This window comes from Streptomyces phyllanthi (genome assembly GCF_009377205.1).
In the GTDB taxonomy this organism is placed as follows: domain Bacteria; phylum Actinomycetota; class Actinomycetes; order Streptomycetales; family Streptomycetaceae; genus Streptomyces; species Streptomyces phyllanthi.
Genome location: NZ_VJZE01000100.1, coordinates 1 through 24,740 on the forward strand (window position 1 = coordinate 1; position 24,740 = coordinate 24,740).

Sequence of the window (24,740 nt, forward strand, 5' to 3'; positions counted from 1 at the left end):
GTCGGGTTCCCGGCCGAGCTGCTGCGCCCCGGGCTGTGGATCGCCGAGGTGGTCTACCGGCCGCTGGAGACGGAGCTGCTGCGCACCGCCCGAAGCCTGGGCTGCGCCACCCTCGACGGCGGCGGGATGGCCGTCTTCCAGGCCGTGGACGCGTTCCGCCTGTTCACCGGCCGGGAACCCGACAGCGCACGGATGCTCGCCGACTTCGCCGAGCTGGCCGGGGCCGTCGGGGCACCCAAGTAAGCCGCCGGGGCACCCGAGTAAGCCGTCGGGGCACCCACGCGAAGAGCAAGGAGAGAGGTACCCAGGTGCGTACGTCCATCGCCACCGTCTCGCTCAGCGGCTCCCTCACCGAGAAGCTCACGGCCGCCTCCCGGGCCGGCTTCCACGGGGTCGAGATCTTCGAGAACGACCTGCTCGCCAGCCCCCTCACCCCCGAGGACATCCGCGCCCGCTGTGCCGACCTGGGCCTGAGCATCGACCTCTACCAGCCGATGCGCGACATCGAGGCCGTGCCGCCGCAGGAGTTCGCCCGCAACCTGCGCCGCGCCCGCCACAAGTTCGAGCTGACGCGCCGCCTCGGCGCCGACACCGTCCTCGTCTGCTCCAGCGTCTCCCCGCTCGCCGAGGACGACGACGCGCTCGCCGCCGCCCAGCTGAGCCGACTGGCCGACCTCGCCCAGGACTTCGGCGTCAAGATCGCGTACGAGGCGCTGGCGTGGGGACGGCATGTGAACACGTACGACCACGCCTGGCGCATCGTCGAGGCGGCCGATCACCCCGCGCTCGGCACCTGCCTGGACAGCTTCCACATCCTCGCCCGCGGCTCCGACCCGAAGGACCTCGAGGGCATCGCGGACATCCCCGGCGAGAAGATCTTCTTCCTCCAGCTCGCGGACGCCCCGCTCATGGCGATGGACGTCCTCCAGTGGAGCCGCCACTACCGCTGCTTCCCCGGACAGGGCGGCCTCGACGTCACCGGACTGCTCCGGCACGTCATCGCGGCCGGGTACCGGGGGCCGCTGTCCCTGGAGATCTTCAACGACGTGTTCCGGCAGGCCGAGGCGGGCCCCACGGCCCTCGACGCGCACCGCTCCCTCCTCGCCCTCCAGGAGGCGGCCGGCCTGGCCGCGCTGCCCGCACCCGTCGTCCCCACCGGCACCGCCTTCGTCGAACTCGTCACCACCGACGCCGAACCCGCCTCCACGCTCCTCGGCGCCCTCGGCTTCGCCCGTACGGCCCGGCACCGCAGCAAGCCCGTGGACCTGTGGCAGCAGGGCGAGGCCCGCGTCCTCGTCAACACCGGACCCGCCGCCCTCCCCAGAGCTCTCGGCTTCGCCCGAGCAGGGGGGACTCCCATGGACGGCACCTGTCTCGCGGCCATCGGCCTGGAGTCCCCCGACCCCGCCGGAGCCGCCCGCCGCGCCGAGTCCCTCCTCGCGCCCGTCCTGCCACGCCGCCGCGCCCCCGAGGACGCGCCCCTGGAGGCGGTGGCCGCCCCCGACGGCACGGAACTCTTCTTCGTCGCCACGGACGCCACGGGAGCCACGGATGCCACGGACGCCACGGACAACGCAGATCCCGCGGACGCCGCAGACCGCCCCCGACTCCCCAGCTGGACCGCCGACTTCCGGCCCGTGGAGCACACCGAGGCCGCGGGGCACTCGTACCGCGTCGACCACCTCGCCCTCACCCAGCCCTGGCACCAGTTCGACGAGGCCGCCCTCTTCCACCGCAGCGTGCTGGGCCTCGACGGCCGGGAGAGCGTCGACCTCGCCGACCCGTACGGCCTGTTCCGCAGCCGCGCGGTGAGCAACACCGACGGCAGCGTCCGTATCGCCCTCGGCGTCGGCCCCGCCCCCACCGACGACGTCTCCCGCACCCAGCACATCGCGCTCGCCACCGACGACGTGGTGGCCGCGGCCCGCGCGTTCCGCGCCGCCGGGGGCCGCCTGCTGCCGATCCCCGCCAACTACTACGACGACCTCGCCGCACGGTACGAGTTCACCGACGGCGAGCTGGAGACATACCGCGAACTCGGCATCCTCTACGACCGGGACGCCCACGGCGAGTTCCGCCACTGCTACACGGAGACCCTCGGACGGGTCTTCTTCGAACTCGTCCAGCGCGACGGCGGCTACCAGGGCTACGGAGCGCAGAACGCCCCGGTGCGGCTCGCCGCCCAGCACACCGTGCGGTGAGAGCCTGTGTCATATCCCCGGCCGGGCGCGCGACGCCTGGCACGCACGCTCGCCGCGTTGCCGAAACGCCCACGTGACTCCGCCACGAGGGCGCTCCGGCGCCTTGCGATCGCACGCACCAGACGCCGCGCGCTGATCCGACCGGGGATATGACACAGGCTCTGACTCACTGGCGGCTGACCGTCCTGGTCACGCCGGCCGCGACCGTCGTGGCCAGGATCCAGCCCGTGATGATCAGGACGTAGGACAGCGTCTGGTACCAGCCCCGCGGGGCGAACGCGCTCTCCTGACCGAAGGAGATCACCGGCAGCAGCAGGTCGAGCGTGTAGAACACCGGGTCGAACGGCGGGGCCTCGGACGGCTTGAGCGGCGGAGGCTCGTGCAGCCCGTACGCGACCGAGCCGACGGCGAGCAGCGACAGCAGCCAGACGCAGGCGCGCAGCGGGCGGAAGCCGTAGCCGACGGTGGCGTCCTGGAGCCAGCCCCACGGCCGGCCGTACCAGGGGAGCGTGGAGCGGTGGCGGCGCTGTTTGGCGAGTTGCACGAGGCGGGCCGCGCGGTCGTCGCCGATACGGCGGTAGGCGGCGGTCAGCTGCTCGTAGGCGTGCGGGACATAACCCTCGCGGTCCCGCTCCAGCATCGGCAGGCGACGCTCGGCGGGCTCGTGGGGGATGAGCGTGGTGTAGACGAGGCTGTTGAGGAGGACCTCGTCCGGCACCGCTTCCGGTTTAAGGAAAAGGACGTCGATCTGGGCGCGGCGCAGATTGAGTCCGCCCTCCAGGGTCGCGGTCCCCCGCAGCCAGAGTTCCCCGACGGTGCAGCCGCTCGCCCGCAGCGCCGCGTCGCCGGGGTTCGACAGGCGGGTGTGCGAGAGGTCGAGGCGGCCCGCGACACGGGCGCCGCCCAGGCCCATCCAGCCGACGGCGTCCACGCGCCGCATGAGGACGTCTCCCTCCACGACGAGGGTCTGTGCGTCGAGGACGGCGTTGCCGGGGTGGTGGAGCCGCGCGCCGTCGAGGTTGACCGATCCGGCGATGGTGGCGCTGTCGAGCCGTATCTCGCCGTGCGTCCGCAGCCCGGTCGCACATATCTCGTCCTCGATGGTCACGTGCTTGAGCTGCAGCACGGGCTGCGGTCCGTCCGGTGCGGTGAGTTCCGCCCCTTCGAGGAACAGCGCCCCCGAGACGTGTGCCCCGCCGAGGCGCACCGGTCCGTGGAACCGGCAACCGGTCAGCCGCAGGCTGCCGTCCACCCGGGCACGCGCCGAGGCCAGACCGGGAAGCGCGGAGTCGGCCAGGTTGACGTAGCCCAGGTGGGCGCCGGAAAGGTCGGGAACGTCGTCGAAGCGGCAGGAACTCAGGCGTACGACGCTGTCGACCGTCGCGTACCGCAGGTCCAGGACCCCGGTGATCCGTGCCCCCGCGACCTTGAGCGCGGCGACCTCTCCCTCCTCCCGCGGAGCCCTCAGCAGCAGTGCCCTCAGCACGCTCGCCCGTACGGTCCGCTCCGGCCCCCACACGCCGCCGAGCGAGGCGTCCTCGTCCTCGGCCGTACGGAAGTCCACGGCCTCGCCCCGGGGAAACGCCTGCCACACCCGCGCCTCGGCCGGCGTCAGATCGTTGATCTCGCTCACGACCGGACTCTGACGCGACCCCTCCGAGCTGTCAACTCGCCGTGGGGGACCGGAACTCCGGCTGACACTCCGCCCGCTCGCCGGCCCGCTACGACCGGTCCCACACCTCCGCGTGCCCGCGGTGCGCGTCGGTGAGCCCGTTCACGAAGTGCCGCTCGTAGTACTCGGTCTCGACATGATGGGCCTGGAGCCAGACGCCCGGCACATGGATCGCGTCCGTGTGCGCGGGGAAGCGACGGTGTGTGCGCAGGACGTACTCGCAGACGTCCCGCGCGCAGTCGATCACCCGCTCCTCGTACTCGCTCGCCTCGGCGAGATACCGCTGCCCGTAGTCCTCCTTGTAGATCCGGGCGAAGAGATCCTTGTCGGCGTACGTGCCGCCCTGCCCGAACTTCGCGCGGACGACCGCGTCGACGGCCTCCGACATCGACCCGTACGCGGGCGGGCACGCGGCCTCGATCAGCGGTTCGCCGTCGGGGGAGCGCAGGCCCACCGGATGGGAGCGGACGCGCGCGTACTTCGGCAGCGGGATGTGCCAGCGCCACAGGTCGGCGAGCCGCCAGCGCGGGGTGACGAACGTGAAGCCGAGCATCCTGCCGTATCTGCGGGAGAACTTGGGGTCGCCCAGTGCGATCTGCGGGTTGATGGTGGCGTGGATCCAGGCGCCCAGGCCCATCGCCTCCGCCGTCAGCATCAGGTTCTGCAGCAGCAGATCGGCCTCGATCTGGGTGCGCATGGGGCCCAGCGCGCCGAGCGGCAGCTTCAGGTCCTTGTTGAGGAAGCCGTTGTCGACCCACTTCTTCACCCCGGCCGGGCGGTAGAGGTTGCGGTCGTCCACGAAGGTCGGCCGCGCCCCGTCCGGCTGGGTGAGCAGGTACATCAGCGCGTTGATGTACTGGTGCGACAGATCGACGACCGGGAAGAACAGCGTCGTACCGGGAAGGTTGGACAGGAACCGGTTGGAGTCGAGGTACGCCGGGAAGTCGCGCTGTCCCTCGGCGACGTCGAGACGGTGGTCCAGGACCTTGACCTTCGACTCCCGGGCCCGCGCGATCAGCGTGTCGGCGTCGAAGGACTCCCCGGGCGCGGGCGGCAGCTTGCGCAGGTAGTACGTCCCCGTGTCGTTGATCATGAAGAAGTGAGTGCCCTGCGCGTTGTCCGGGCTGCCCGCGGTCCGGCCCGCCATGGTCAGATTGGGCTTGGCCATGATCGGCTTGCCGTCGCGCGGGTCGTCGAAGGGCCGGTCGGGCATCGTCAGCCCGGAGCACCCGGTGATTGCGATGAGCACCGCCTCCTCCAGCTCCGACAGGGGGAGCGGGGAGTGCGCGGAGGTGTGGCTCATGGAGCCGGCGGGCACCGACGCGCCCCGGCTGACCCGGTGGGTGCGCCGCCGCCACACCGTCTCCAGCAGGGGCCGGCGGAGCAGGTCCTCCAGCCCGGGGTGCTCCCGGGGCGCGCCGACATCGCCTGACTGATCGTCAACTATTGACATGTTGTTCCCCCGTTGGTTCCTGTGTCTCGCTGGTTCCGTGTCCGTCAGCTCTTGTCGCTCAGACCCCCGTTGCCCGTCGGCCGGACCGTGCGCCACGGCGCGAACGCGCTCGCCCCGCGCGGCAGCAGAGCCGCGAGCTCCGGGCAGTGGCGCAGGATCACGGAGTTCATGCCGCCCTTCTCGACCCAGTCGATACCGAGCGGGGTGTAGACCTCGGGCCGGTAGTCGACCGTCAGGAACCGGTCGCTCTGCAACCGGCGGCTGGCCATCAGGATGAAGACGCGGAACGCGGTGTCGCTGAACCCGAAGCCCGTGGGCGGGTTCTCCGCGAACAGGCCCACGACGGTGTCGACCTCGTCGACCGAGCGGTAGACGTCCTTCAACCGGGCCACGGTCTCCGGGTTCTTTGACAGCTCCTCGAAGGAGCGCAGCCGCTTCTTGTGCAGGCCGGCCCGGAAGTCGTTGTAGCGGGGCACACCGCGCCGCCGTGTCCGGACGAGGTCCACGACCGACAGGTCGATGATCTCGCCGTCCCGCTCGAACCGCTGGAGCGAGCGCGGGAAGTTGTGCAGGGTGATCGCGCCGGGATGGGCGATGCCGAACGAGTACAGCGCGTTGGCGAGCCCCGTCTTGCGGATCCGTGTCTCGGCCACCGCGCCCTGGATGTCCTGGAAGCCCACGGTCTCCAGACGCTGCCCGAAGCTGTGCTCGCGCAGCTCGAAGTCGTCCGGGATCAGCGGGTGGAGACGGTAGACGGTGACGAAGTCCTCGGTCAGCGAGTAGGGCGCCGTGTGGTGGTCCGGCAGCGTCTTCGGGATACCGGTCAGCGAGTGCGCCTCGAACAGCCACAGACCCAGCTCGCTCAGCCAGCTCTTCGGCGGTCCCTGCCAGTTGGTCCGCAGCGCGATGTCGATGGTCTCGGTGCCAAGGATCGCCGGAGTCCACTCCACGGTGTGGATCTTCGCGATCAGCGCGGACACCACCAGTCGTGCCGTGTGGTGGATCCGCTCCTCCGTCATCGACGGGTACTCGGCGCGCAGCGCGGCGCACACCGCGTTGTGCTCGCGTGCGAACAGTGTGTGCAGCGTGCTGAGCCCCATCCACCAGCTGTCGTTGAAGCCGGTGAGCGGAGTGCCGTTCGGCCCGCCCGGTAGATGGCCGTTCTCCAGACGGAGCCCCGCCCCGCCGCCGGGCTCGCGCAGGAACCGCGCGGTCTGCTCGTCCGCGCCGTACACCTCGGAGCCGTCCCACCAGTGCGAGGCGCTGTTGCCGAAGAGGATCGGCGGGCGGCCCCCGGGCTGGTCGAGACCCTCGTTCTCCGCGAACCGCATGACGTTCTCGGCGGGACCGCCGGGCGTGTTGAACCAGGGGCCCGAGCCGGGCGGTAGCGGCACCTCGACACCGCGGTCACCGGTCTTGTGGCGGCGGTGGTTGACCCAGTCGTGCACCTGGAACTGGATCCAGGCCGCGGCGATCACGTTCAGCGAGGTCGCCGGGACGAAGCTCTCCCGGTACAGGAGCTCCCGGCTGACCGTGACCGGGTTCGGGACGTCGAACAGGTCCGGCCGGTAGTCGGGCTTCAGATTGCGCCCGAAGGCGGACCCCACCGCGCCCATCCCCGGCTCGGACAGATCGTTGTACGTCCCGTCGTACGACCGCTCCGTGCGCAGCCGCTCGGGGATGGGCCCGGGAACGGGCTGGGCCCGGGGCGGGGCCTCGCGCACCTCGGTGTCGATGAGGTTCAGCCGCCGCAGCACCTTCCGCAGGAACACCAGGTTCAGCAGGCTCAGCGACACCGGCAGCCGGTGCCACGGAACGTACCGGTTCAGCAGCGCCAGGGCGGCTCCCACCGGGCGGGCGAGCAGCCGGTTCCGCAGCGGCTCCTCCGTGACGAAGCGCAGCCCGAGCCGATGGGCGCTGCCCGCCTGGTACGCGGCCTTCCTGGCCCGGTTGATGTTCCCGAGCGGCCGGAACTCGTCGGTGGTGTACCAGGGGTTGAAGGCGAGGTCCTCGATCCGCCGGGCTGCCGCACGGGCAGCGGCACTCCCCAGTTCCTGACGGGGGAGGGTGAGCGTGCCGACCGGCAGCGCGGGGGTGACGGCCTCCCTCCACTCCACGGAGGCGTCCTCGACGGGAGTGTGCCGCTCGTCCACGTACCGCTGGACGCACACTTCGAACACGACGTCGGTCCTGGCCAGCCGCTGTGTGAACTCCCGGCGCAGGAACTCCGGGTCGCCGCGGTCGGGCGCCGCCGCCGGCGGGCTGCCCGGTGCCGGGCGCAGCAGATAGCGCACGGGCCCGGCCCCGCCCCACAGGATCGCGCCCCTGCTCCAGTACGTCTCGTTCGCCAGCGAGTCGACGGTGTGCCGGGTCGCGGCCCGTATGTTCCTCACCATCCGGACGGCGGGTCCCGGTCCCACGGCCAGCGGCAGTTTCACGAACAGCCCGAACGCCTTCCGCAACGGGCTTCGTGCCCCCGCGATGGCCTTGGCGAAGGCCACGAACTCGCGCGCGTCGCGGGCATGCGAGACCGGATGGCTGGTCGCCAGCAGGTCGTGGCTCTCGCCCTCGGACACCCTCACCCGTACGGCCGCCCCGCGCAGGTCGGGCGAACCGTCGCCCTGGCGGATCCCGCTCGCGTTGGACAGCCGGACCGTCGCCGGGTACTCGGCGCCGGGCTGCGCGAAACCGACGCACAGCGCGGGCGGAAGGTCGTCGCGGAAGCGCAGCCGGGCGTTCTCCACGGCCACCGGCGCCTTGGCGTGGAAGGCGCGGGCGAGCCCACCGCCTCCGGCACGCCGGTTCCTGACCTGGACCCGCGTCAACTCCCGTGCCAGCCGCTCGAACACGAGCCGCTCCGCCTCGGGACTGCCCCCGTCGTACCGCTCGTACCGCCGGTGGTGACGCGTGTGCTGCTCGTCCTGTCCGGGCTCGGCCATCGGCGTTTTCCTTCGTGCTCACACATGCGAACGGGACGGGCGGCCAGCACGCTACAACCGGCGACCGGCGCCCGACAGCGATAGTTCGCGCCATGTGTACATGTCCGAACAACCGTGCAAAAATTGGAAATTGGGCATGTCAAAGCCGCAACGCGAACGTGTGGAGTGTCGTCTTGGGTGCCGCTTCGCCCCAACAGGCCCACGCCGCCCACGCGTTACTGGCCGGGAAACGACTCAGGGCCCTCGCCCGGGCGGACATTCTGCCGGGCGAGGGTTCACTTGGTACGAGGGCCGAGCCCTGTGCGGGGCTACGCCATGACGGTGAGGGCGTAGTACAGCGCGTACAGCACGGCGGGCAGGGCTCCGACGAGGCCCGCGATGGACGCGATGACCACCGGAAGCCGTTGAGCCGCCCTCAACGCTCTGGCGAGATAGCCGACCAGAACGAAATAGGCCAGAGTGACGACCACTCCGGCCAATAGCCACATCGATTGACTACTTGCTTGCATGACAGCGCTCTTCTCCCTTGTGACAGTGCCCAGTCCGGATATGCGCGGCACGTGCGGCGAGGGGAACCGTTGTCGGCCCTTGGCATGGGGGGCCCGGGACCACTCGCGTACACCGTGGCGCTGGGCATGACGGTAGCCCAAACGCGCTTCGGTGAGCCAGAGTTGAGAGAAGAGCACAGCAGAGCGGGGCCCCCGGGATGCCAGTCCCGGAGATCCCGGCTCATGTCAGCTCCGGACTGGGCAAGTCACGGAAGGCTGCTCAGGGCATGGTTCCAGCAGGGCATAAACGATCGATGTACGTGCGCTAAACGCGCTGGTAGCGTTGGGTCCATGGATGGAGTGCCACGCGTTCCCGATCGGAGAGAACCGCTCCGCGGCGAAGCGCTGCGCTTTTCCGTCCTCGGTCCTGTCCGAGTGTGGCACGACGGTGAGCCGCTGAGTACCGGCTCGCCCCAGCAAAGAGCACTGCTGGCCGCGCTGTTGCTCCGCGAGGGGCGCACGGCGACGGCGGGTGAACTGATCGACGCGCTGTGGGGCGACGAACCGCCGTCGCAGGCCCTTGCCGCAGTCCGCACCTACGCCTCGCGCCTGCGCAAGGCGCTGTCCCCCGGGGTGCTGGTCAGCGAGTCCGGCGGGTACGCGATCCGGCTGTCCGAAGCCCACTCGGTTCTGGATCTCTCGACGGCACGGGAGTTGGCGGCGGAAGCGGAGAAGGCGAAGGCGACCGGAGATCTGCGCCACGCGCGAGCACTGCTGAACAGGGCGCTGAGCCTGTGGGACGGGGAACCGCTGACCGGCGTGCCGGGCCCGTACGCGGAGAAGCAGCGCATCCGCTTGGAGGAGTGGCGCCTCCAACTGCTGGAATCTCGCCTGGACATGGATTTGGAGCAGGGGAACCACTCCGAGGCCGTGTCGGAACTGACGGCCCTGACGGCGGCCCACCCCCTGCGTGAACGGCTCCGGGAACTGCTGATGCTCGCGCTGTACCGGTGCGGGCGGCAGGCGGAGGCGCTGGCCGTGTACGCGGACATACGGCGCCTGCTCGCCGACGAGCTGGGGGTGGATCCGCGCCCTGGCCTCAGCGCGCTGCAGCAGCGGATCCTGGAGGCCGACCCGGGGCTGGTGGAACCGTCGGCACCCGTGGCCGAACCGGCGGCCGTGCCGGTCCTCCCGCGTCAACTCCCCGCGACCGTCCCCGACTTCACCGGGCGCGCGTCCTTCGTGAAGGATCTGACCGACGTACTGTCGTCCGCCTCGGGTGCCGAGGGCAGTGTGATGGCAGTGTCCGCGATCGGAGGGATCGCGGGTGTGGGCAAGACGGCGCTCGCGGTGCATGTGGCGCAGCTGGCGCAGGGCGCCTACCCGGACGGGCAGTTGTACGTGAACCTGCAGAGAGTGGGGGCACGGCCGGCCGACCCGGAGACTGTGCTGGGCGCCTTCCTGCGGGCCCTGGGGACCGTCGGCGCCGCGATCCCGGACTCGCTGGAGGAACGAGCGGCCCTGTACCGGTCGCTGCTGCACGGCCGCCGTGTGCTGGTCCTCCTGGACAACGCGCGCGACGCCGCCCAGGTACGTCCCCTGCTGCCCGGGACGGCGGGGTGCGCGGCGCTGGTGACGTCACGTGCCCGGATGGTGGATCTCGCCGGGGCGCATCTTGTCGACCTGGACGTGATGTCCCCCGCGGAAGCCCTGGAACTCTTCACGAAGATCGCCGGCGAGGAGCGGGTGGCCGCGGAGCGGGAGGCGGCGCTGGACGTCGTGGCGGCCTGCGGTTTCCTCCCACTGGCGATCCGGATCGTGGCGTCCCGGCTGGTGGCCCGGCGGACATGGACGGTGTCGGTGCTCGCCGCGAAGCTCGATGACGAACGGCGGCGACTTGACGAGCTGCGGGCCGGGGACATGGTCGTCAAAGCCGCCTTGGATGTGACGTACGGGCAGCTCAAGCCGGCGCAGGCCCGTGCCTTCCGGCTGCTGGGCCTGGCGCCAGGTCCGGACATCTCGCTGGAAGCCGCCTCCGCCGTCATCGACTCGCCCGTGGACGAGGCCGAGGACCTGCTGGAGAGTCTGGTCGACATGTCGCTCCTGGAAGAAGCGGAGCCCGGCCGGTACCGCTTCCACGAGCTCGTCAGGCTCTACGCGCGTGCCTGTGCGGAACGGGACGCGCCGGCGTCCGAACGCGAGTCCGCACTCGTCCGCCTGCTGGACTTCTACCTGTCCACGGCCGCGCGCGTGTACACGATGGAGCGTCCCGGCAACCACCTGGTCGACCACCTGGAGTCGTCGTCCCGCGAGGGGCTGTCCTTCGACACCCGCCGACAGGCCCAGGACTGGCTGTTCGTCGAGGGGCGGTCCCTGCTGGCCACCGCCCGGCAGGCGGCCACGGCGGGGCTGCGGCGCAAGGCCGTCGACCTGCTGCTGACGGTGCAGGACCTCGCCGAGTCCGGCAGTGACTTCGCGCGCTACCAGAGCGCCGCCACAGCGGTGCGGGACGCCGCAGAGGCGGCGGGCGACGCGCGCGCCGAGGTGCGCGCGCGGGCGATCATCGCGCGTGTGCACTGCCTGGCCGGGCGCTTCCGGCAGGCCGACGCGGAGGCGTGTGAGGCGTTGCGGCTCAGCCCGTCCGTCCACGACCCGTGGGCGATCGGCTACGTGCTCCACACCCGAGGCGTCATCGCCCTCCACGACGGCCGCCACACGGACGGTGAGGCCCATCTCCGCCAGGCCATCGCGAACTTCCACGCGAACGAGGACGAGTCGGCCGTCGCCGGCGCCCTGTGCGTGCTGTCCCGCGTCCACCTCGCGACGGGCAGGACGCAGAACGCCGTGGAACTCGCTCAGCAGGGCATGGAGATCTACGACCGGCTCGGACACACGCTGGCCGGCGCCCACGCGCGCTACGCACTCGGGCTCGCCCTGGCCGGGTCCGGATCGCCGTATGACGCCATGCCCCTGCTGGAAGAGGCGCTCGAGACGTTCCGGGGCGGCCGGCAGCGGCTGTGGGAGGGCATGACCCTCCTCCGGATCGCGGAGATCCACCTGGCCCGCAGCGCCCCGGCCGAAGCAGCCCACAAGGCTGAGCTCTCCCTGTCGGTAATGGGCGGGATCGGCGGCGACAAGCGTCGCGCCGACACGCTGACCCTGCTCGGCCGTGCGCTCAGCGCACTCGACCTGTCCGACCGGGCCACCGCCTGCTGGCGTGACGCGCTGTCCCTCTACGAGGACCTCGGATCCCCCGAGGCGGAGACCGTTCGTACGCTGCTCAGCCGCAGGTACGCGGCCTGAGCGGCGTCTCCGGGAGTGACAAGAACCCCCGGAGACGCGCCCCGGGCGCCCTCAGTCGGCCGACTCGACCGCATGCCCCCCGAACTGCTTCCGCAGGGCCGCGATCATCTTCATCTGGGTGGAGTCCTCCTGCCGGGAGGCGAACCGGGCGAACAGGGACGCCGTGATCGCGGGCAGCGGTACCGCGTGGTCGATCGCGGCCTCCACCGTCCAGCGCCCCTCGCCCGAGTCCTCCGCGTACCCGCGCAGCTTCTCCAGGTGCTCGTCCTCGTCGAGCGCGTCGACCGCGAGGTCCAGCAGCCAGGAGCGGATGACCGTCCCCTCCTGCCAGGAGCGGAAGACCTCCCGCACGGACGTCACGGAGTCCACCGACTCCAACAGCTCCCAACCCTCCGCGTACGCCTGCATCATCGCGTACTCGATGCCGTTGTGGACCATCTTCGCGAAGTGCCCGGCACCCACCTTGCCCGCGTGGACGTACCCGTAGGGCCCCTCCGGCTTGAGCGCCTCGAAGATCGGGTGGAGGCGCTCGACGTGCTCCCTGTCGCCGCCGACCATCAGGGCGTAACCGTTCTGCAGGCCCCAGACGCCGCCGGACACGCCCGCGTCCACGAAGCCGACGCCGCCCGCGGCCAGCTGTTCCGCGTGCTTCTCGTCGTCCGTCCAGCGCGAGTTGCCGCCGTCCACGACGGTGTCACCGGGGGACAGGAGCCGGGCCAGCTCGTCGACGACCGACTGGGTGGGGCCGCCCGCGGGCACCATCACCCACACCACCCGCGGGCTCTCCAGCCGGTCCACGAGCTCCTGGAGGCTGCCCACGTCGGAGAGTTCCGGATCGCGGTCGTAGCCGATGACCGTGTGGCCCGCGCGGCGGATCCGCTGGGCCATGTTGCCGCCCATCCTGCCGAGACCGATGAGGCCCATTTCCATCGCTGTCACGTCCCTTCACTTCCTCAGCGTGCGGTAGGCGGCCACGAGAGCTGTGGTGGACGGGTCGAGGCCGGGTACGTCACCCGCCGCGGCAGCGGCTGATGTCGACGTTCTTGTCAGCGCCGGCTCCACCCGCTTCGCGAGGACCTTGCCCAGCTCGACACCCCACTGGTCGAAGGAGTCGATGTTCCAGACGGCGCCCTGTACGAACACCTTGTGCTCGTACAGCGCGATGAGCTGCCCGAGCACCGACGGGGTCAGCCCGGTGGCCAGAATCGTGGTCGTCGGGCGGTTGCCGGGGAACGTGCGGTGCGGCACCTGCTCCTCGGACACGCCCTCCGCCCGTACCTCCTCGGCCGTCCTGCCGAAGGCGAGGGCCTGTCCCTGCGCGAACATGTTGGCCATCAACAGGTCGTGCTGTGCGGCGAGTTGCCCGTCCAGCTCGTCGACCGGGCGCGCGAAGCCGATCAGGTCGGCCGGGACCAGCTTCCTCCCCTGGTGCAGCAGCTGGTAGTACGCGTGCTGGCCGTTCGTGCCCGGCGTACCCCAGACCACCGGCCCGGTCTGCCACTCCACCGGACGCCCCGCCCGGTCCACCGACTTGCCGTTGGACTCCATGTCCAGCTGCTGCAGGTACGCCGTGAACTTCGACAGGTAGTGGCTGTACGGCAGCACGGCGTGCGTCTGCGCGTCGAAGAAGTTGCCGTACCAGACGCCCAACAGGCCCAGCAACAGAGGTGCGTTGGCTTCCGCCGGTGCCGTCCGGAAGTGCTCGTCCACCAGCCGGAAGCCGTCCAGCATCTCCCGGAACCGCTCCGGCCCGATCGCGATCATCAAGGACAGGCCGATCGCCGAGTCGTACGAGTAGCGGCCGCCGACCCAGTCCCAGAACTCGAACATGTTGGCCGTGTCGATACCGAAGTCCGACACCTTCTCGCCGTTGGTCGACAGCGCCACGAAGTGACTGGCCACCGCCTTCTTGTCGCCGCCGAGCCCCGCAAGGAGCCAGTCGCGGGCCGATGTCGCGTTCGTGATCGTCTCGATCGTCGTGAACGTCTTCGAGGCGATGATGAACAGTGTCTCCGCCGGGTCCAGGTCCCGTACGGCCTCGTGCAGGTCCGCGCCGTCCACGTTCGACACGAAGCGGAACGTCAACTCCCGTGCCGTGTACGCCCGCAGCGCCTCGTACGCCATCGCCGGGCCCAGGTCCGAGCCGCCGATGCCGATGTTGACGACGTTGCGGATGCGCCTGCCGGTGTGGCCGGTCCACTTGCCGGAGCGGACCCGCCCGGCGAAGTCGCTCATCCTGTCCAGCACGGCGTGCACCCGCGGCACCACGTTCTCGCCGTCGACCTCGATCACCGCGTCCTGCGGGGCGCGCAGGGCCGTGTGCAGGACGGCCCGGTGCTCGGTGACGTTGATCCTCTCGCCGCGGAACATGGCGTCCCGGAGGCCGAACACATCGGTGGCGGTGGCCAGTTCCTGGAGCAGGGCGAGGGTCTCGTCGGTGACCAGGTGCTTGGAGTAGTCGATGAGCAGATCACCGACGCGCACGACGTACCGCTCCGCGCGGCCCGGGTCCGACGCGAACAGCTCGCGCAGGCTCGGGTCGAGCAGGGCGCTCGCGCGGTGGTCCTCCAGCGCGGTCCACTCCGGGCGCCGGGTGAGCTTGACGGAGTCAGACATGGGCGTGGGCCTCCTTGGCGCCCTCGCCGCGCAGGGCGACGGCGTACATCTCGTCCGCGTCCAGCCGGCGCAGCTCCTCGGCGATCAGCTCGGAGGTGGGGCGCACCTTCAGGGCGAGGGTGCGCGCGGGCTGGCCCGGCAGGGTGAGCGTGGCCAGCGGGCCCTCGGGGCGGTCGATGACGATCTCGCCCTTCTCGGTGCCGAGCCGCACACCCGTGACGACCGGTCCGGCGGTGACGACCCGCTCGACCGGCACCCCCAGCCGCGCGCCCAGCCAGCGGGCCAGCAGCTCGGCGCTCGGGTTCTCGGACTCGCTCTCCACGGCGGCCGACGTGATCTCCGTTCGGGCCTGGTCCAGGGCGGCGGCCAGCATCGAGCGCCAGGGCGTCAGTCGGGTCCAGGCGAGGTCGGTGTCGCCGGGCGCGTACGAGGAGACCCGCTGCTCCAGCGCGGCGAGCGGGCTCTCCACGGCGTACATGTCGGTGATCCGGCGCTGGGCGAGAGCGCCGAGCGGGTCCTTCACGGGCACGTCGGGCGCGTTCACCGGCCACCACACGACCACGGGCGCGTCGGGCAGCAGCAGCGGCAGCACCACGGAGCCGGCGTGGTCGGACACCTCGCCGTACATCCGCAGGATGACCGTCTCGCCGGTGCCCGCGTCGGCGCCCACGCGGACCTCCGCGTCCAGGTGCGACTTGGTGCGGTCGCGCGGGGTGCGGGCGTGCCGCTTGATCACGACGAGGGTGCGCGAGGGGTGCTCGTGCGAGGCCTCTTCGGCGGCCTTGATCGAGTCGTACGCGTTCTCCTCGTCGGTCACGATGACCATCGTCAGGACCATGCCCACGGCGGGCGTGCCGATGGCCCGGCGCCCCTGCACGAGCGCCTTGTTGATCTTGCTTGCCGTGGTGTCGGTCAGGTCGATCTTCATGGCCTGCGCCAGCTCCGTCCGTCTCGTGCGAGCATCTCGTCGGCTTCCCCGGGACCCCAGGTGCCCGAGGCGTACTGCGCGGGCCGCCCGTTCCTGTCCCAGTACTCCTCGATCGGGTCGAGGATCCTCCAGGACTCCTCCACCTCCAGATGGCGGGGGAAGAGGTTGGCGTCGCCGAGCAGTACGTCCAGGATCAGCCGTTCGTACGCCTCCGGGCTGGACTCGGTGAACGACTCGCCGTACGCGAAGTCCATCGACACGTCCCGGATCTCCATCGAGGTACCCGGCACCTTCGAACCGAAGCGTACGGTCATGCCCTCGTCCGGCTGCACGCGGATCACGATCGCGTTCTCGCCGAGCTCCTCGGTGGCCGTGGAGTCGAAGGGGGAGTGCGGCGCCCGCTGGAAGACCACCGCTATCTCGGTGACCCGGCGGCCCAGCCGCTTGCCGGTCCGCAGATAGAAGGGGACGCCCGCCCAGCGGCGGTTGTCGACCTCCAGCCTGAGCGCCGCGTAGGTGTCGGTCCGCGACGTCGGCGCGATGCCCTCCTCCTGGAGGTACCCGGGGACCTTCGCACCGCCCTGCCAGCCGGGCGCGTACTGCCCGCGCACGGTGTGCGCGCCGAGGTCCTCCGGCAGCTTCACGGCCCTGAGGACCTTCAGCTTCTCGGCCAGCAGCGACGCGGCGTCGAAGGCGGCCGGCTCCTCCATGGCGGTGAGGGCCATCAGCTGCAGCAGATGGTTCTGGATGACGTCCCGGGCCGAGCCGATGCCGTCGTAGTAGCCGGCCCGGCCGCCGATGCCGATGTCCTCGGCCATCGTGATCTGGACGTGGTCGACGTACGACCGGTTCCAGAGCGGCTCGTACATCTGGTTGGCGAAGCGCAGCGCCAGGATGTTCTGGACGGTCTCCTTGCCGAGGTAGTGGTCGATACGGAACACCTGCTCCGGGTCGAACACCTCGTGCACGATCGCGTTCAGCTCGCGCGCGCTCGCGAGATCGTGGCCGAACGGCTTCTCGATGACCGCACGCCGCCAGGCCCCCTCCGGCGCGTCCGTCAGCCCGTGCTTCTTCAGCTGCTGCACGACCTTCGGGAAGAACTTCGGCGGTACGGAGAGATAGAACGCGAAGTTCCCGCCGGTGCCCCGTGCGGAGTCCAGCTCCTGGACGGCGTCGCGCAGCTGCCGGAACGCCGTGTCGTCGTCGAAGTCGCCGGGGACGAACCGCATGCCCTGGGCGAGCTGCTGCCACACCTCCTCGCGGAACGGGGTGCGGGCGTGGTCCCGTACCGCGTCACGGACGACCTGCGCGAAGTCCTCGTCCTCCCAGTCCCGCCGGGCGAAGCCGACGAGCGAGAAGCCCGGCGGCAGCAGCCCGCGGTTGGCCAGGTCGTAGACGGCCGGCATCAGCTTCTTGCGGGACAGGTCACCGGTGACACCGAAGATGACCAGGCCGGACGGGCCCGCGATACGGGGGAGACGGCGGTCGCGCGCGTCGCGCAGGGGATTGGCCGGGTCGGGTGCGAGGGCCGAGTCGACGAGGGCCGCGGCGGCCCCGGCCCCGGCCCCGGTCCCTGTCTCGGCTTTGGTCCCGGCCCCGGCCGTGGCCTTGGTCCCGGTTTCGGTCCCGGCCTCGGCCATGGCCCCGATCCCTGTCTCGGTCCCGGCGAGGATGTCGGTGCTCATACGTCGTCGGCTCCCTTCCTCCTCAGGGACGTCGAGACCGCGTCCAGGAGCTTCTCCCAGGCGGCCTCGAACTTCGCCACTCCCTCGTCCTCCAGCTGCTTCACGACCTCGTCGTACGGGATCCCGAGCGCCTCCACGGCCGCCAGATCGGCCCGCGCCTGGGCGTAGCCGCCGGTCACCGTGTCCCCCTCGACGGCGCCGTGCTCGGCGGTGGCGTTCAGCGTCGCCTCCGGCATGGTGTTGACCGTGCCCGGCGCCACCAGCTCGTCGACGTACAGCGTGTCCCTGTACGCCGGGTCCTTCACACCCGTGGAAGCCCACAGCGGGCGCTGCCGGTGGGCGCCCGTCGGGACGAGCGCGGTCCAGCGGGCGGAGCCGAAGACCTTTCCGTACTCCTCGTACGCGAGGCGGGCGTTGGCGAGGGCCGCCCTGCCCCGGAGCGCGAGGGCCCCGGCCGTGCCGAGCTTCGCCAGCCGCCTGTCGACCTCGGTGTCGACGCGCGAGACGAAGAACGAGGCGACGGAGTGGATGGCGGACAGGTCGAGTCCGGCCCTCTGCGCCTTCTCCAGGCCGGCGAGATAGGCGTCCATGACCTCGCGGTAGCGTTCCAGCGAGAAGACCAGCGTCACGTTCACACTGATGCCGAGGCCGATGACCTCGGTGATCGCCGGGAGCCCCGCCCTGGTCGCCGGAATCTTGATCAGGACGTTCGGGCGCTCCACCAGCCAGGCCAGCTGTTTGGCCTCGGCGATCGTCGCCGCCGTGTCGTGGGCCAGGCGCGGGTCCACCTCGATGGAGACCCGGCCGTCGCGACCGCCGGTCGCCTCGTACACCGGACGCAGGATGTCGGCGGCGGCGCGGACATCGGCGGTCGTCATCATCCGTACGGCCTCGTCGACCGTCACACCGCGCACGGCGAGTTCGGCGAGCTGCTCCTCGTAGCCCTCGCCGGAGCCGATCGCGGCCTGGAAGATGGACGGGTTGGTGGTCACGCCCACCACGTGCTTCTTCTCGACGAGTTCGGCCAGGTTGCCGGAGGTGATGCGCTCACGGGAGAGGTCGTCGAGCCAGATGGAGACGCCCTCGTCCGAGAGGCGCTTCAGGGGTCCCGCGACGGTGGCCGCCGCGGTCGCTTCAGTGGTCACAGAGATCATCTTCCTTCAGGCGCCCGCGTCAGGCGCGCAGGGCGGTCAGGGATTCCCGGGCGGCTTCGGCGATGTTCTCGGGCGTGAAGCCGTACTCGGCGAACAGGGTCCCGGCGTCCGCGGAGGCGCCGAAGTGCTCCAGCGACACGATCCGCCCGGCGTCACCGACGTACCGGTACCAGGTCAGCCCGACACCCGCCTCGACGGCCACACGGGCCTTCACGTCCGGCGGCAGCACGCTCTCGCGGTACTCGGGCGGCTGCTCCTCGAACCACTCCACGGACGGCATCGACACCACCCGCGTACCGACCCCCTCGGCCTCCAGCCGCTCACGCGCGGCGACGGCGAGATGAACCTCGGAACCGGTGGCGACGAGGATCACCTCCGGGGTCCCCGTGGACGCCTCCCGGAGGACGTAACCACCCTTCGCCGTACCTTCGTCGGGCTCGTACGTCGGCACGCCCTGACGGGTCAGCGCGAGACCGTGCGGGGCCGGGTGCGTGGCGTGCCGCCGCAGGATCTCGCGCCAGGCGATGGCGGTCTCGTTGGCGTCGGCCGGGCGGACGATGTTCAGGCCCGGGATGGCGCGCAGCGAGGCGAGGTGCTCGATGGGCTGGTGGGTGGGGCCGTCCTCACCGAGGCCGATGGAGTCGTGGGTCCACACGTACGTCACCGGGAGCTGCATCAGGGCCGAGAGGCGTACGGCGTTGCGCATGTAGTCGGAGAAGACCAGGAACGTGCCGCCGTAGACACGGGTGTTGCCGTGCAGGGCGATGCCGTTCATCTCCGCGGCCATGGAGTGCTCGCGGATACCGAAGTGGATGGTGCGGCCGTAGGGGTCGGCCTCCGGCAGCGGGTTGTCCGCCGGCAGGAACGAACTGGTCTTGTCGATGGTGGTGTTGTTCGATCCGGCGAGGTCGGCGGAGCCGCCCCACAGCTCGGGGATCACCGCGCCCAGTGCCTGCAGGACCTTGCCGGACGCGGCACGCGTGGCGACGGACCTGCCCTCCTCGAAGACCGGCAGCTCCTGCTCCCAGCCCTCGGGCAGCCGGCCCGCGACCACCCGGTCGAACAGCCGCGCGCGCTCGGGGTGGGCGCCGCGCCACTCCTCGACCTCCTTGTCCCAGGCGGAGTGTGCCTCGGCACCCCGGTCGAGGGCCCGGCGGGTGTGGGCCAGCACGTCGTCCGCGACCTGGAACGTCTCGTCCGGGTGGAAGCCGAGGACCCGCTTGGTGGCCGCGACCTCGTCGTCACCGAGCGCGGCTCCGTGCGCCGCCCCGGTGTTCTGCGCGTTCGGGGCGGGCCAGGCGATGATCGTGCGCATCGCGATGATCGAGGGGCGCGCGGTCTCGGCCCGCGCCGCCGTGAGCGCCTCGTAGAGCTCGTCGACGTCGATGTCACCGTTGAACGCGGGCTCGATCCGCCGCACATGCCAGCCGTACGCCTCGTAGCGCTTCAGTACGTCCTCGGAGAACGCGGTGGCGGTGTCGCCCTCGATGGAGATGTGGTTGTCGTCGTAGAGGAAGACGAGGTTGCCGAGCTTCTGATGGCCCGCCAGCGAGGACGCCTCGGCGGAGATGCCTTCCTCCAGGTCGCCGTCGGAGACGATCGCCCAGACGGTGTGGTCGAACGGGGACTCGCCCTCGGGGGCGTCCGGGTCGAACAGGCCGCGCTCGTAACGGGCGGCCATCGCCATGCCGACGGCGTTGGCGACGCCCTGGCCGAGCGGCCCGGTGGTGGTTTCGACCCCGGCCGTGTGCCCGTACTCGGGATGCCCGGGCGTCTTGGAACCGTGTGTGCGGAATGCCTTCAGATCGTCGAGCCCCAGCTCGTAGCCGGCGAGGAAGAGCTGGGTGTACAGGGTCAGCGAGGTGTGGCCGGGGGAGAGGACGAAGCGGTCACGGCCCGTCCACTCGGGATCGGCGGGGTCGTGTCGCATCACCTTCTGAAACAGGGTGTACGCGGCCGGAGCGAGACTCATCGCGGTGCCCGGATGCCCGTTGCCGGCCTTCTGCACGGCGTCGGCCGCGAGCAGGCGGGCCGTGTCGACGGCGCGCCGGTCGAGGTCGGTCCACTCGAAGCGGTCGGGTGTCTGCGTGCTCATCTTCAAGAAGTCCTTACAAAGAAGGGGTTGGCTGCCGGTACGCCTTCAAATCTGCAATTTCGAGTTCTTCCGGGGAAGGTGCGCCTGTGTCAGCCTTCGGTGAAAGTGGGACAACGACCACGGGGCCGAGCCACCGCGAGAGGGAGATGGCAGACAGAACCCCGCGAGACGGTGATGGGACGAGTCGGCGAGACGGTGATGGGATCAAGACGTTCCCCTTTCCTGTCGACCTGAGCCTCTCCGGTGTCGGTGTGCAGGTCGGCTCCATGGACCCGTACCGCACCTGGCACGCGGACGTACCGCTGGAGCGGGTGCACCGCATCGACTTCCACGTGGTGATGCTGTTCGACGGCGGCCCCGTGACCCACATGATCGACTTCGCCGAGTACGAGGTCTCCGACGGCGACCTGCTGTGGATCCGCCCCGGCCAGGTCCACCGCTTCTCCCGCTCGTCCGGGTACCGCGGGACCGTCCTCGCCATGCAGCCCGGCTTCCTGCCGCGCGCCACCGTCGAGGCGACCGGCCTCTACCGCTACGACCTGCCCCCGCTCCTGCGCCCGGACGCGGCCCAACTGGTGGGCCTCCGCCACTCCCTCGACCAGCTGGAACGCGAGTACACCGACACCGAGACCCTGCCGCTCGCCCTGCACACCGCGGTGCTGCGGCACTCCCTGACCGCCTTCCTCATCCGGCTCGCCCATCTCGCGGACGGCACGCCGGAATCGGAACGCCGCCCCACGGACACGACGTTCACGCGCTTCCGCGAGGCCGTCGAGGAGCACTTCGCCACCAACCACAGCGTCAGCGCGTACGCCGACTCCCTCGGCTACTCCCGCCGCACCCTGGTCCGCGCCGTCCGCGCCGCCACGGGCGAGACGCCCAAGGGCTTCATCGACAAGCGCGTCGTCCTGGAGGCCAAGCGCCTCCTCGCGCACTCGGACATGCCCATCGGCCGTATCGGCGCCGCCGTCGGCTTCCCCGACGCGGCCAACTTCTCCAAGTTCTTCCAGCTGCACACCGGGACGACGCCGGTGGCGTTCCGGGCGGAGCTGCGCTGAGCGGGCGGGGTACGGCGTCCCGCGTACACGACAGGGCGGGCGCCACGCGCATGCGCGGCGCCCGCCCCGGTTCGGGTGCGGTCAGGCCCGGACCCTCAACAGGCTGCTCAGCGGCCGAAGTTGAACCAGTTGACGTTCACGAACTCCTGGGACTGGCCGCTGGTGAAGGTCAGATAGACGTCGTGGGTGCCCGTGACGCCGCTGATGTTCGCCGGGATGGTCCGCCAGGACTGCCAGCCGCCCGTGTTGCCGACGGCGAAGCTGCCGACGGGTGTGGCTGTACGGCTGTCGAGGCGGACCTCGACCAGCCCGCTGACGCCCGAGGACGCGCCGCTGGCCACGCGGGCGACGAACTGGGTGGCCGCCGTGGAGCCGAAGTTGACGTTCTGGTAGAGGGCCCAGTCGCCGTTGGCGAGGGAGCCGATGTTCTGGCCGCCTCCCGTGTCGGAGGTGCTCTCGGTGTTCACCCCGCTCTGGCTGTTGTACGACTCGGCCTGGATGGCGCTGTACGCGTCACGGGTGCCCGTCGGCGGGGGTGTGGTACCGCTCCCACTGGCCGACAGCACCTGGACGTAGTCGACGACCATGGGGTGGCCGGGCTGGGTGGCGCTGTCCAGGCCGCCGCCGAACGCGTCCGGGAAGGCGCCGCCCATGGCCACGTTCAGGATGATGAAGAACCCGTGGTTGGTGGCGTTGGCCCAGGTCGTCGCGTCGACCTGGTTCGCCGTCACCGTGTGGAAGTTGGTGCCGTCGACGGAGAAGCGGATCGCCTCGGGGCTGACCGAACGGTCCCACTCCATCGTGTAGGTGTGGAAGCCGGACTGGCACGTGGTGTTGGGACACGCCGTGTAGTTGCCGATGCCGGTCGTCTCGTTGCACGGGCCGCCCGGGTTGGTGCCGCAGTGCATCGTGGCCCACACGCGGTTGAGGCCCTGGACGTTCTCCATGATGTCCAGCTCACCGACGCTCGGCCAGTTCTGGTAGTTGCCGCGGTATGGAGCGCCCAGCATCCAGAACGCGGGCCAGTAGCCCTCGGCGGCCGTACCGGTCACGTTCGGCATCTGGATCCGGGCCTCGACACGGAGCTTCCCGCCCGACGGGGGCTGGAAGTCGGTGCGGTTGGTCTCGATACGACCCGAGGTCCAGTTGCCGGCGGAGTCGCGCAGCGGGGTGATGCGGAGGTTGCCGTTGCCGTCGAGCGAGACGTTGTTCGTACTGGAGGTCATCGTCTCCACCTCGCCGGTGCCCCAGTTGGCGGGGCCTCCCGGGTAGGAGGTTCCCGTGGCGTACTGCCAGTTGGAGGTGTTGACGCCGGTGCCGGCCGAGCCGTTGAAGTCGTCGACGAAGACCTGGGTCCAGCCGGTCGGCGGCGCCGGCGCCGATGCCTCCGCCGCCGAGGCCCCGGCCGCGGCCAGGCTCAGCGCGCTGACGAGGGCGAGGAGAGTGCGCCGAAGGGGGCCGCGTTGGGCGGCTGGGCCGCGTCTGACGGCTGTGGGGGTTGTGGGGGTTGTCCTCATGAGTACCTCTTCGTGTACGGGGTGAGGTGCGCGGGTGGAGAGGTGAGCGCTTGGGGGCGACCGTTCGACCGTCTTCTGAGAGCGCTCTCAAACGAGAGGTGCGGGGACAATGTGCTCCCGGTCACTTCGACCGTCAAGAGGTGAAGCAGTGAAAGTTCCCTGGGGGATGGGCGAGTTCACGCCGTGAAGGGGGCGCGATTACGGAGAGCGCTCCCGGTCGGCCGGTTCCGCTGGTTTGGCCAGTGTCGACGCGGATCGCGCCGGGCGCTGGATCGGGGGTGTTGTCAGCGCCCTTGTCGTCGGCGAGTGCGTGTTCGGCAGGCAGTCGGCCCCGGGTTCGGGCTCAATCGATGATTTCTTGAGAGCTGCCGGGTCAGTACGGGCATGACTGATGTGAACAAGCCGCCGGTCGTCTCCCGCCGGGAGTGGCTGGCCGCCATCGACACCCTGCGCGCCCGGGAGAAGGCGCACACCAGAGAAGGCGACGCGATCGCCGCCGCCCGGCGACGGCTGCCCATGACCGAGGTGGACCCGTCGGCCCCGCTCATCGGCGGCACGGGGCACGTCCCCCTGATCGACGTCTTCGAGGGCCGCACCCAGCTGTTCGTGTCGTATCACATGTGGCACGACGGCCACACCGCCGCCGAACAGTGCGAGGGCTGCACCTTCTTCACCGGGCAGGTCCGCGAACTGTCCTATCTGCACCAGCGTGACGTCACCTTCGCCGTCTTCTGCCAGGGCCCCTACGAGGAGTCCGACCGCTACCGCCGCTTCATGGGCTGGGACATGCCCTGGTACTCCGTACCCGCCGAGTCCCACGAACGGCTCGTCGCCGACCGCCACTTCGGGATGAAGGCGTGCTACCTCCGCGACGGGGACCACGTCTACGAGACGTACTGGACCACCGGCCGCGGCGTCGAACCCATGGCGCCGTCCTACGGCATCCTCGACATGACCGTCCACGGACGGCAGGAGACCTGGGAGAACTCCCCGTCCGGCTGGCCGCAGCCGTACGAGGCCCTCGGCCAGCAATTCCGCAAGGACGGACGGCCGACCGCCCAATGGGCACGAATCGCCGCAGGCCACGACGACGACCTCCACAGCGGACAACCTCGCACAGGCCGCTCAGGCTGCTGCTCCTGACCCCGGGCCGACGGCCGCCGCGGCGGAGCGGCGGCCGTCGCGCCGGCATGGTCGAGGCCCTGCGCATCGGCCGACCTCGGTCACGCGCCCGACTTCCGCCGCAGTCGCGCTCAACCGGCCTGTTGGTCACTTGGCCGTGGTCTTGCCGATGGCGTCGTGCAGATCGAGGTGTCACTCGGCCCGGGGAACCAGAAGCCGGGATTCCCCCTCTTCTCGGTCGGGTGCCGCCCGAAGCTCCCCCCGAGGCGGCGGGCGGCACCCCGTGACCTGCAACAAGGTGTTCATGCCCTGTGCATGGTTCCGCACGCGGTGCCCCGCACATCATCGGGTCACGACCAGCCGCGCCCACCGAACGGGAGTCCCGCATGCCCAGCCGCCGCCGCTTTCTCGTCGGGTCCGCCGCCCTCGGCGCGACCGGAGCGGTGGCCTCGTGCGCCCCGGGCAAGGACATCGGCGGCCCAGACGCGGCACCGCCCGCCCCCCGGCCC

16 protein-coding genes and 1 pseudogene are annotated in these 24,740 nt (G+C 70.8%); 6 read left to right on the forward strand and 11 right to left on the reverse strand.

The features are described 5' to 3' along the window. Positions 1-243: pseudogene (locus FNH04_RS16730) on the forward strand (shikimate dehydrogenase); the annotation flags it as partial. 65 nt (positions 244-308) lie between these two features. Beyond that, positions 309-2,201, forward strand: a complete 1,893-nt coding sequence (locus tag FNH04_RS16735; protein ID WP_322723182.1) for a bifunctional sugar phosphate isomerase/epimerase/4-hydroxyphenylpyruvate dioxygenase family protein — start codon at positions 309-311, stop codon at positions 2,199-2,201. Between the two features lie 166 nt (positions 2,202-2,367). On the opposite strand, the gene FNH04_RS16745 is transcribed toward FNH04_RS16735, so the two are convergent. The 4 genes from FNH04_RS16745 to FNH04_RS16760 form a co-directional block, all read right to left on the reverse strand. Next, the gene (locus FNH04_RS16745) at positions 2,368-3,834 is read right to left on the reverse strand and encodes a membrane-associated oxidoreductase (RefSeq protein WP_322723183.1); all 1,467 of its coding nucleotides are present in this window, start codon (positions 3,832-3,834) and stop codon (positions 2,368-2,370) included. 88 nt (positions 3,835-3,922) lie between these two features. After that, positions 3,923-5,326, reverse strand: coding sequence for a hypothetical protein (locus FNH04_RS16750; protein ID WP_152785019.1), 1,404 nt, complete (start codon positions 5,324-5,326; stop codon positions 3,923-3,925). 44 nt (positions 5,327-5,370) lie between these two features. Next, positions 5,371-8,265, reverse strand: a complete 2,895-nt coding sequence (locus tag FNH04_RS16755; protein ID WP_152785021.1) for a peroxidase family protein — start codon at positions 8,263-8,265, stop codon at positions 5,371-5,373. A gap of 308 nt (positions 8,266-8,573) precedes the next feature. Next, entirely contained in the window at positions 8,574-8,753 is a 180-nt protein-coding gene (locus FNH04_RS16760) for a hypothetical protein (RefSeq protein WP_228031433.1), read from the reverse strand. A gap of 351 nt (positions 8,754-9,104) precedes the next feature. On the opposite strand from FNH04_RS16760, the gene FNH04_RS16765 reads away from it, so the two are divergent. After that, on the forward strand, positions 9,105-12,056 hold the full coding sequence (locus FNH04_RS16765; RefSeq protein ID WP_152785025.1) for an AfsR/SARP family transcriptional regulator: 2,952 nt from the start codon (positions 9,105-9,107) through the stop codon (positions 12,054-12,056). Between the two features lie 51 nt (positions 12,057-12,107). On the opposite strand, the gene gnd is transcribed toward FNH04_RS16765, so the two are convergent. From gnd to tkt, 6 genes are read right to left on the reverse strand one after another with little or no spacing between them, the layout of a single operon-like run. Continuing rightward, positions 12,108-12,986 carry a phosphogluconate dehydrogenase (NAD(+)-dependent, decarboxylating) gene (gnd, locus tag FNH04_RS16770; RefSeq protein WP_152785054.1) on the reverse strand — a complete coding sequence of 293 codons (879 nt, stop codon included), beginning with the start codon at positions 12,984-12,986 and terminating at the stop codon, positions 12,108-12,110. A gap of 15 nt (positions 12,987-13,001) precedes the next feature. After that, the gene (gene pgi / locus FNH04_RS16775) at positions 13,002-14,672 is read right to left on the reverse strand and encodes a glucose-6-phosphate isomerase (protein WP_152785027.1); all 1,671 of its coding nucleotides are present in this window, start codon (positions 14,670-14,672) and stop codon (positions 13,002-13,004) included. Continuing rightward, positions 14,665-15,600 carry a glucose-6-phosphate dehydrogenase assembly protein OpcA gene (gene opcA, locus FNH04_RS16780; RefSeq protein WP_152785030.1) on the reverse strand — a complete coding sequence of 312 codons (936 nt, stop codon included), beginning with the start codon at positions 15,598-15,600 and terminating at the stop codon, positions 14,665-14,667. The genes pgi and opcA overlap by 8 nt, the downstream gene beginning before the upstream one ends. Next, positions 15,597-17,240 (reverse strand): glucose-6-phosphate dehydrogenase, encoded by a 1,644-nt coding sequence (gene zwf / locus FNH04_RS16785; RefSeq protein WP_194236706.1) that lies wholly within the window; start codon positions 17,238-17,240, stop codon positions 15,597-15,599. The genes opcA and zwf overlap by 4 nt, the downstream gene beginning before the upstream one ends. Positions 17,241-17,281: 41 nt before the next feature. Next, positions 17,282-18,439, reverse strand: coding sequence for a transaldolase (gene tal / locus FNH04_RS16790; protein WP_152785032.1), 1,158 nt, complete (start codon positions 18,437-18,439; stop codon positions 17,282-17,284). Between the two features lie 19 nt (positions 18,440-18,458). Next, complete coding sequence (gene tkt / locus FNH04_RS16795) at positions 18,459-20,534, reverse strand: transketolase (RefSeq protein ID WP_152785034.1); 2,076 nt, start codon at positions 20,532-20,534, stop codon at positions 18,459-18,461. A 146-nt stretch (positions 20,535-20,680) separates the two neighbouring features. Between tkt and FNH04_RS16800 the strand changes: the two genes are divergently transcribed. Then, positions 20,681-21,592, forward strand: a complete 912-nt coding sequence (locus tag FNH04_RS16800) for a helix-turn-helix domain-containing protein (RefSeq protein WP_152785038.1) — start codon at positions 20,681-20,683, stop codon at positions 21,590-21,592. 107 nt (positions 21,593-21,699) lie between these two features. Here the strand turns inward: FNH04_RS16800 and FNH04_RS16805 are convergent, their stop codons facing one another. After that, a complete protein-coding gene (locus FNH04_RS16805) occupies positions 21,700-23,109 on the reverse strand; it encodes a glycoside hydrolase family 16 protein (protein WP_152785040.1) in 1,410 nt (469 codons plus the stop codon). A 384-nt stretch (positions 23,110-23,493) separates the two neighbouring features. Between FNH04_RS16805 and FNH04_RS16810 the strand changes: the two genes are divergently transcribed. Both FNH04_RS16810 and FNH04_RS49405 read left to right on the forward strand, forming a co-directional pair. Next, on the forward strand, positions 23,494-24,252 hold the full coding sequence (locus FNH04_RS16810) for a DUF899 family protein (protein WP_152785042.1): 759 nt from the start codon (positions 23,494-23,496) through the stop codon (positions 24,250-24,252). 365 nt (positions 24,253-24,617) lie between these two features. Beyond that, on the forward strand, positions 24,618-24,740 hold a 123-nt coding region (locus FNH04_RS49405; RefSeq protein ID WP_152785044.1), incomplete at its 3' end, for a twin-arginine translocation signal domain-containing protein.

Bases quoted from the DNA above. Each gene is read 5' to 3' on its own strand.
- FNH04_RS16750 (WP_152785019.1), bottom strand. From the start codon at position 5,326: ATGTCAATAGTTGACGATCAGTCAGGCGATGTCGGCGCGCCCCGGGAG.
- FNH04_RS16755 (WP_152785021.1), bottom strand. From the start codon at position 8,265: ATGGCCGAGCCCGGACAGGACGAGCAGCACACGCGTCACCACCGGCGG.
- FNH04_RS16760 (WP_228031433.1), bottom strand. From the start codon at position 8,753: ATGTGGCTATTGGCCGGAGTGGTCGTCACTCTGGCCTATTTCGTTCTG.
- FNH04_RS16765 (WP_152785025.1), top strand. From the start codon at position 9,105: ATGGATGGAGTGCCACGCGTTCCCGATCGGAGAGAACCGCTCCGCGGC.
- gnd (WP_152785054.1), bottom strand. From the start codon at position 12,986: ATGGAAATGGGCCTCATCGGTCTCGGCAGGATGGGCGGCAACATGGCC.
- pgi (WP_152785027.1), bottom strand. From the start codon at position 14,672: ATGTCTGACTCCGTCAAGCTCACCCGGCGCCCGGAGTGGACCGCGCTG.
- opcA (WP_152785030.1), bottom strand. From the start codon at position 15,600: ATGAAGATCGACCTGACCGACACCACGGCAAGCAAGATCAACAAGGCG.
- zwf (WP_194236706.1), bottom strand. From the start codon at position 17,240: ATGGCCGAGGCCGGGACCGAAACCGGGACCAAGGCCACGGCCGGGGCC.
- tal (WP_152785032.1), bottom strand. From the start codon at position 18,439: ATGATCTCTGTGACCACTGAAGCGACCGCGGCGGCCACCGTCGCGGGA.
- tkt (WP_152785034.1), bottom strand. From the start codon at position 20,534: ATGAGCACGCAGACACCCGACCGCTTCGAGTGGACCGACCTCGACCGG.
- FNH04_RS16800 (WP_152785038.1), top strand. From the start codon at position 20,681: ATGGCAGACAGAACCCCGCGAGACGGTGATGGGACGAGTCGGCGAGAC.
- FNH04_RS16805 (WP_152785040.1), bottom strand. From the start codon at position 23,109: ATGAGGACAACCCCCACAACCCCCACAGCCGTCAGACGCGGCCCAGCC.
- FNH04_RS16810 (WP_152785042.1), top strand. From the start codon at position 23,494: ATGACTGATGTGAACAAGCCGCCGGTCGTCTCCCGCCGGGAGTGGCTG.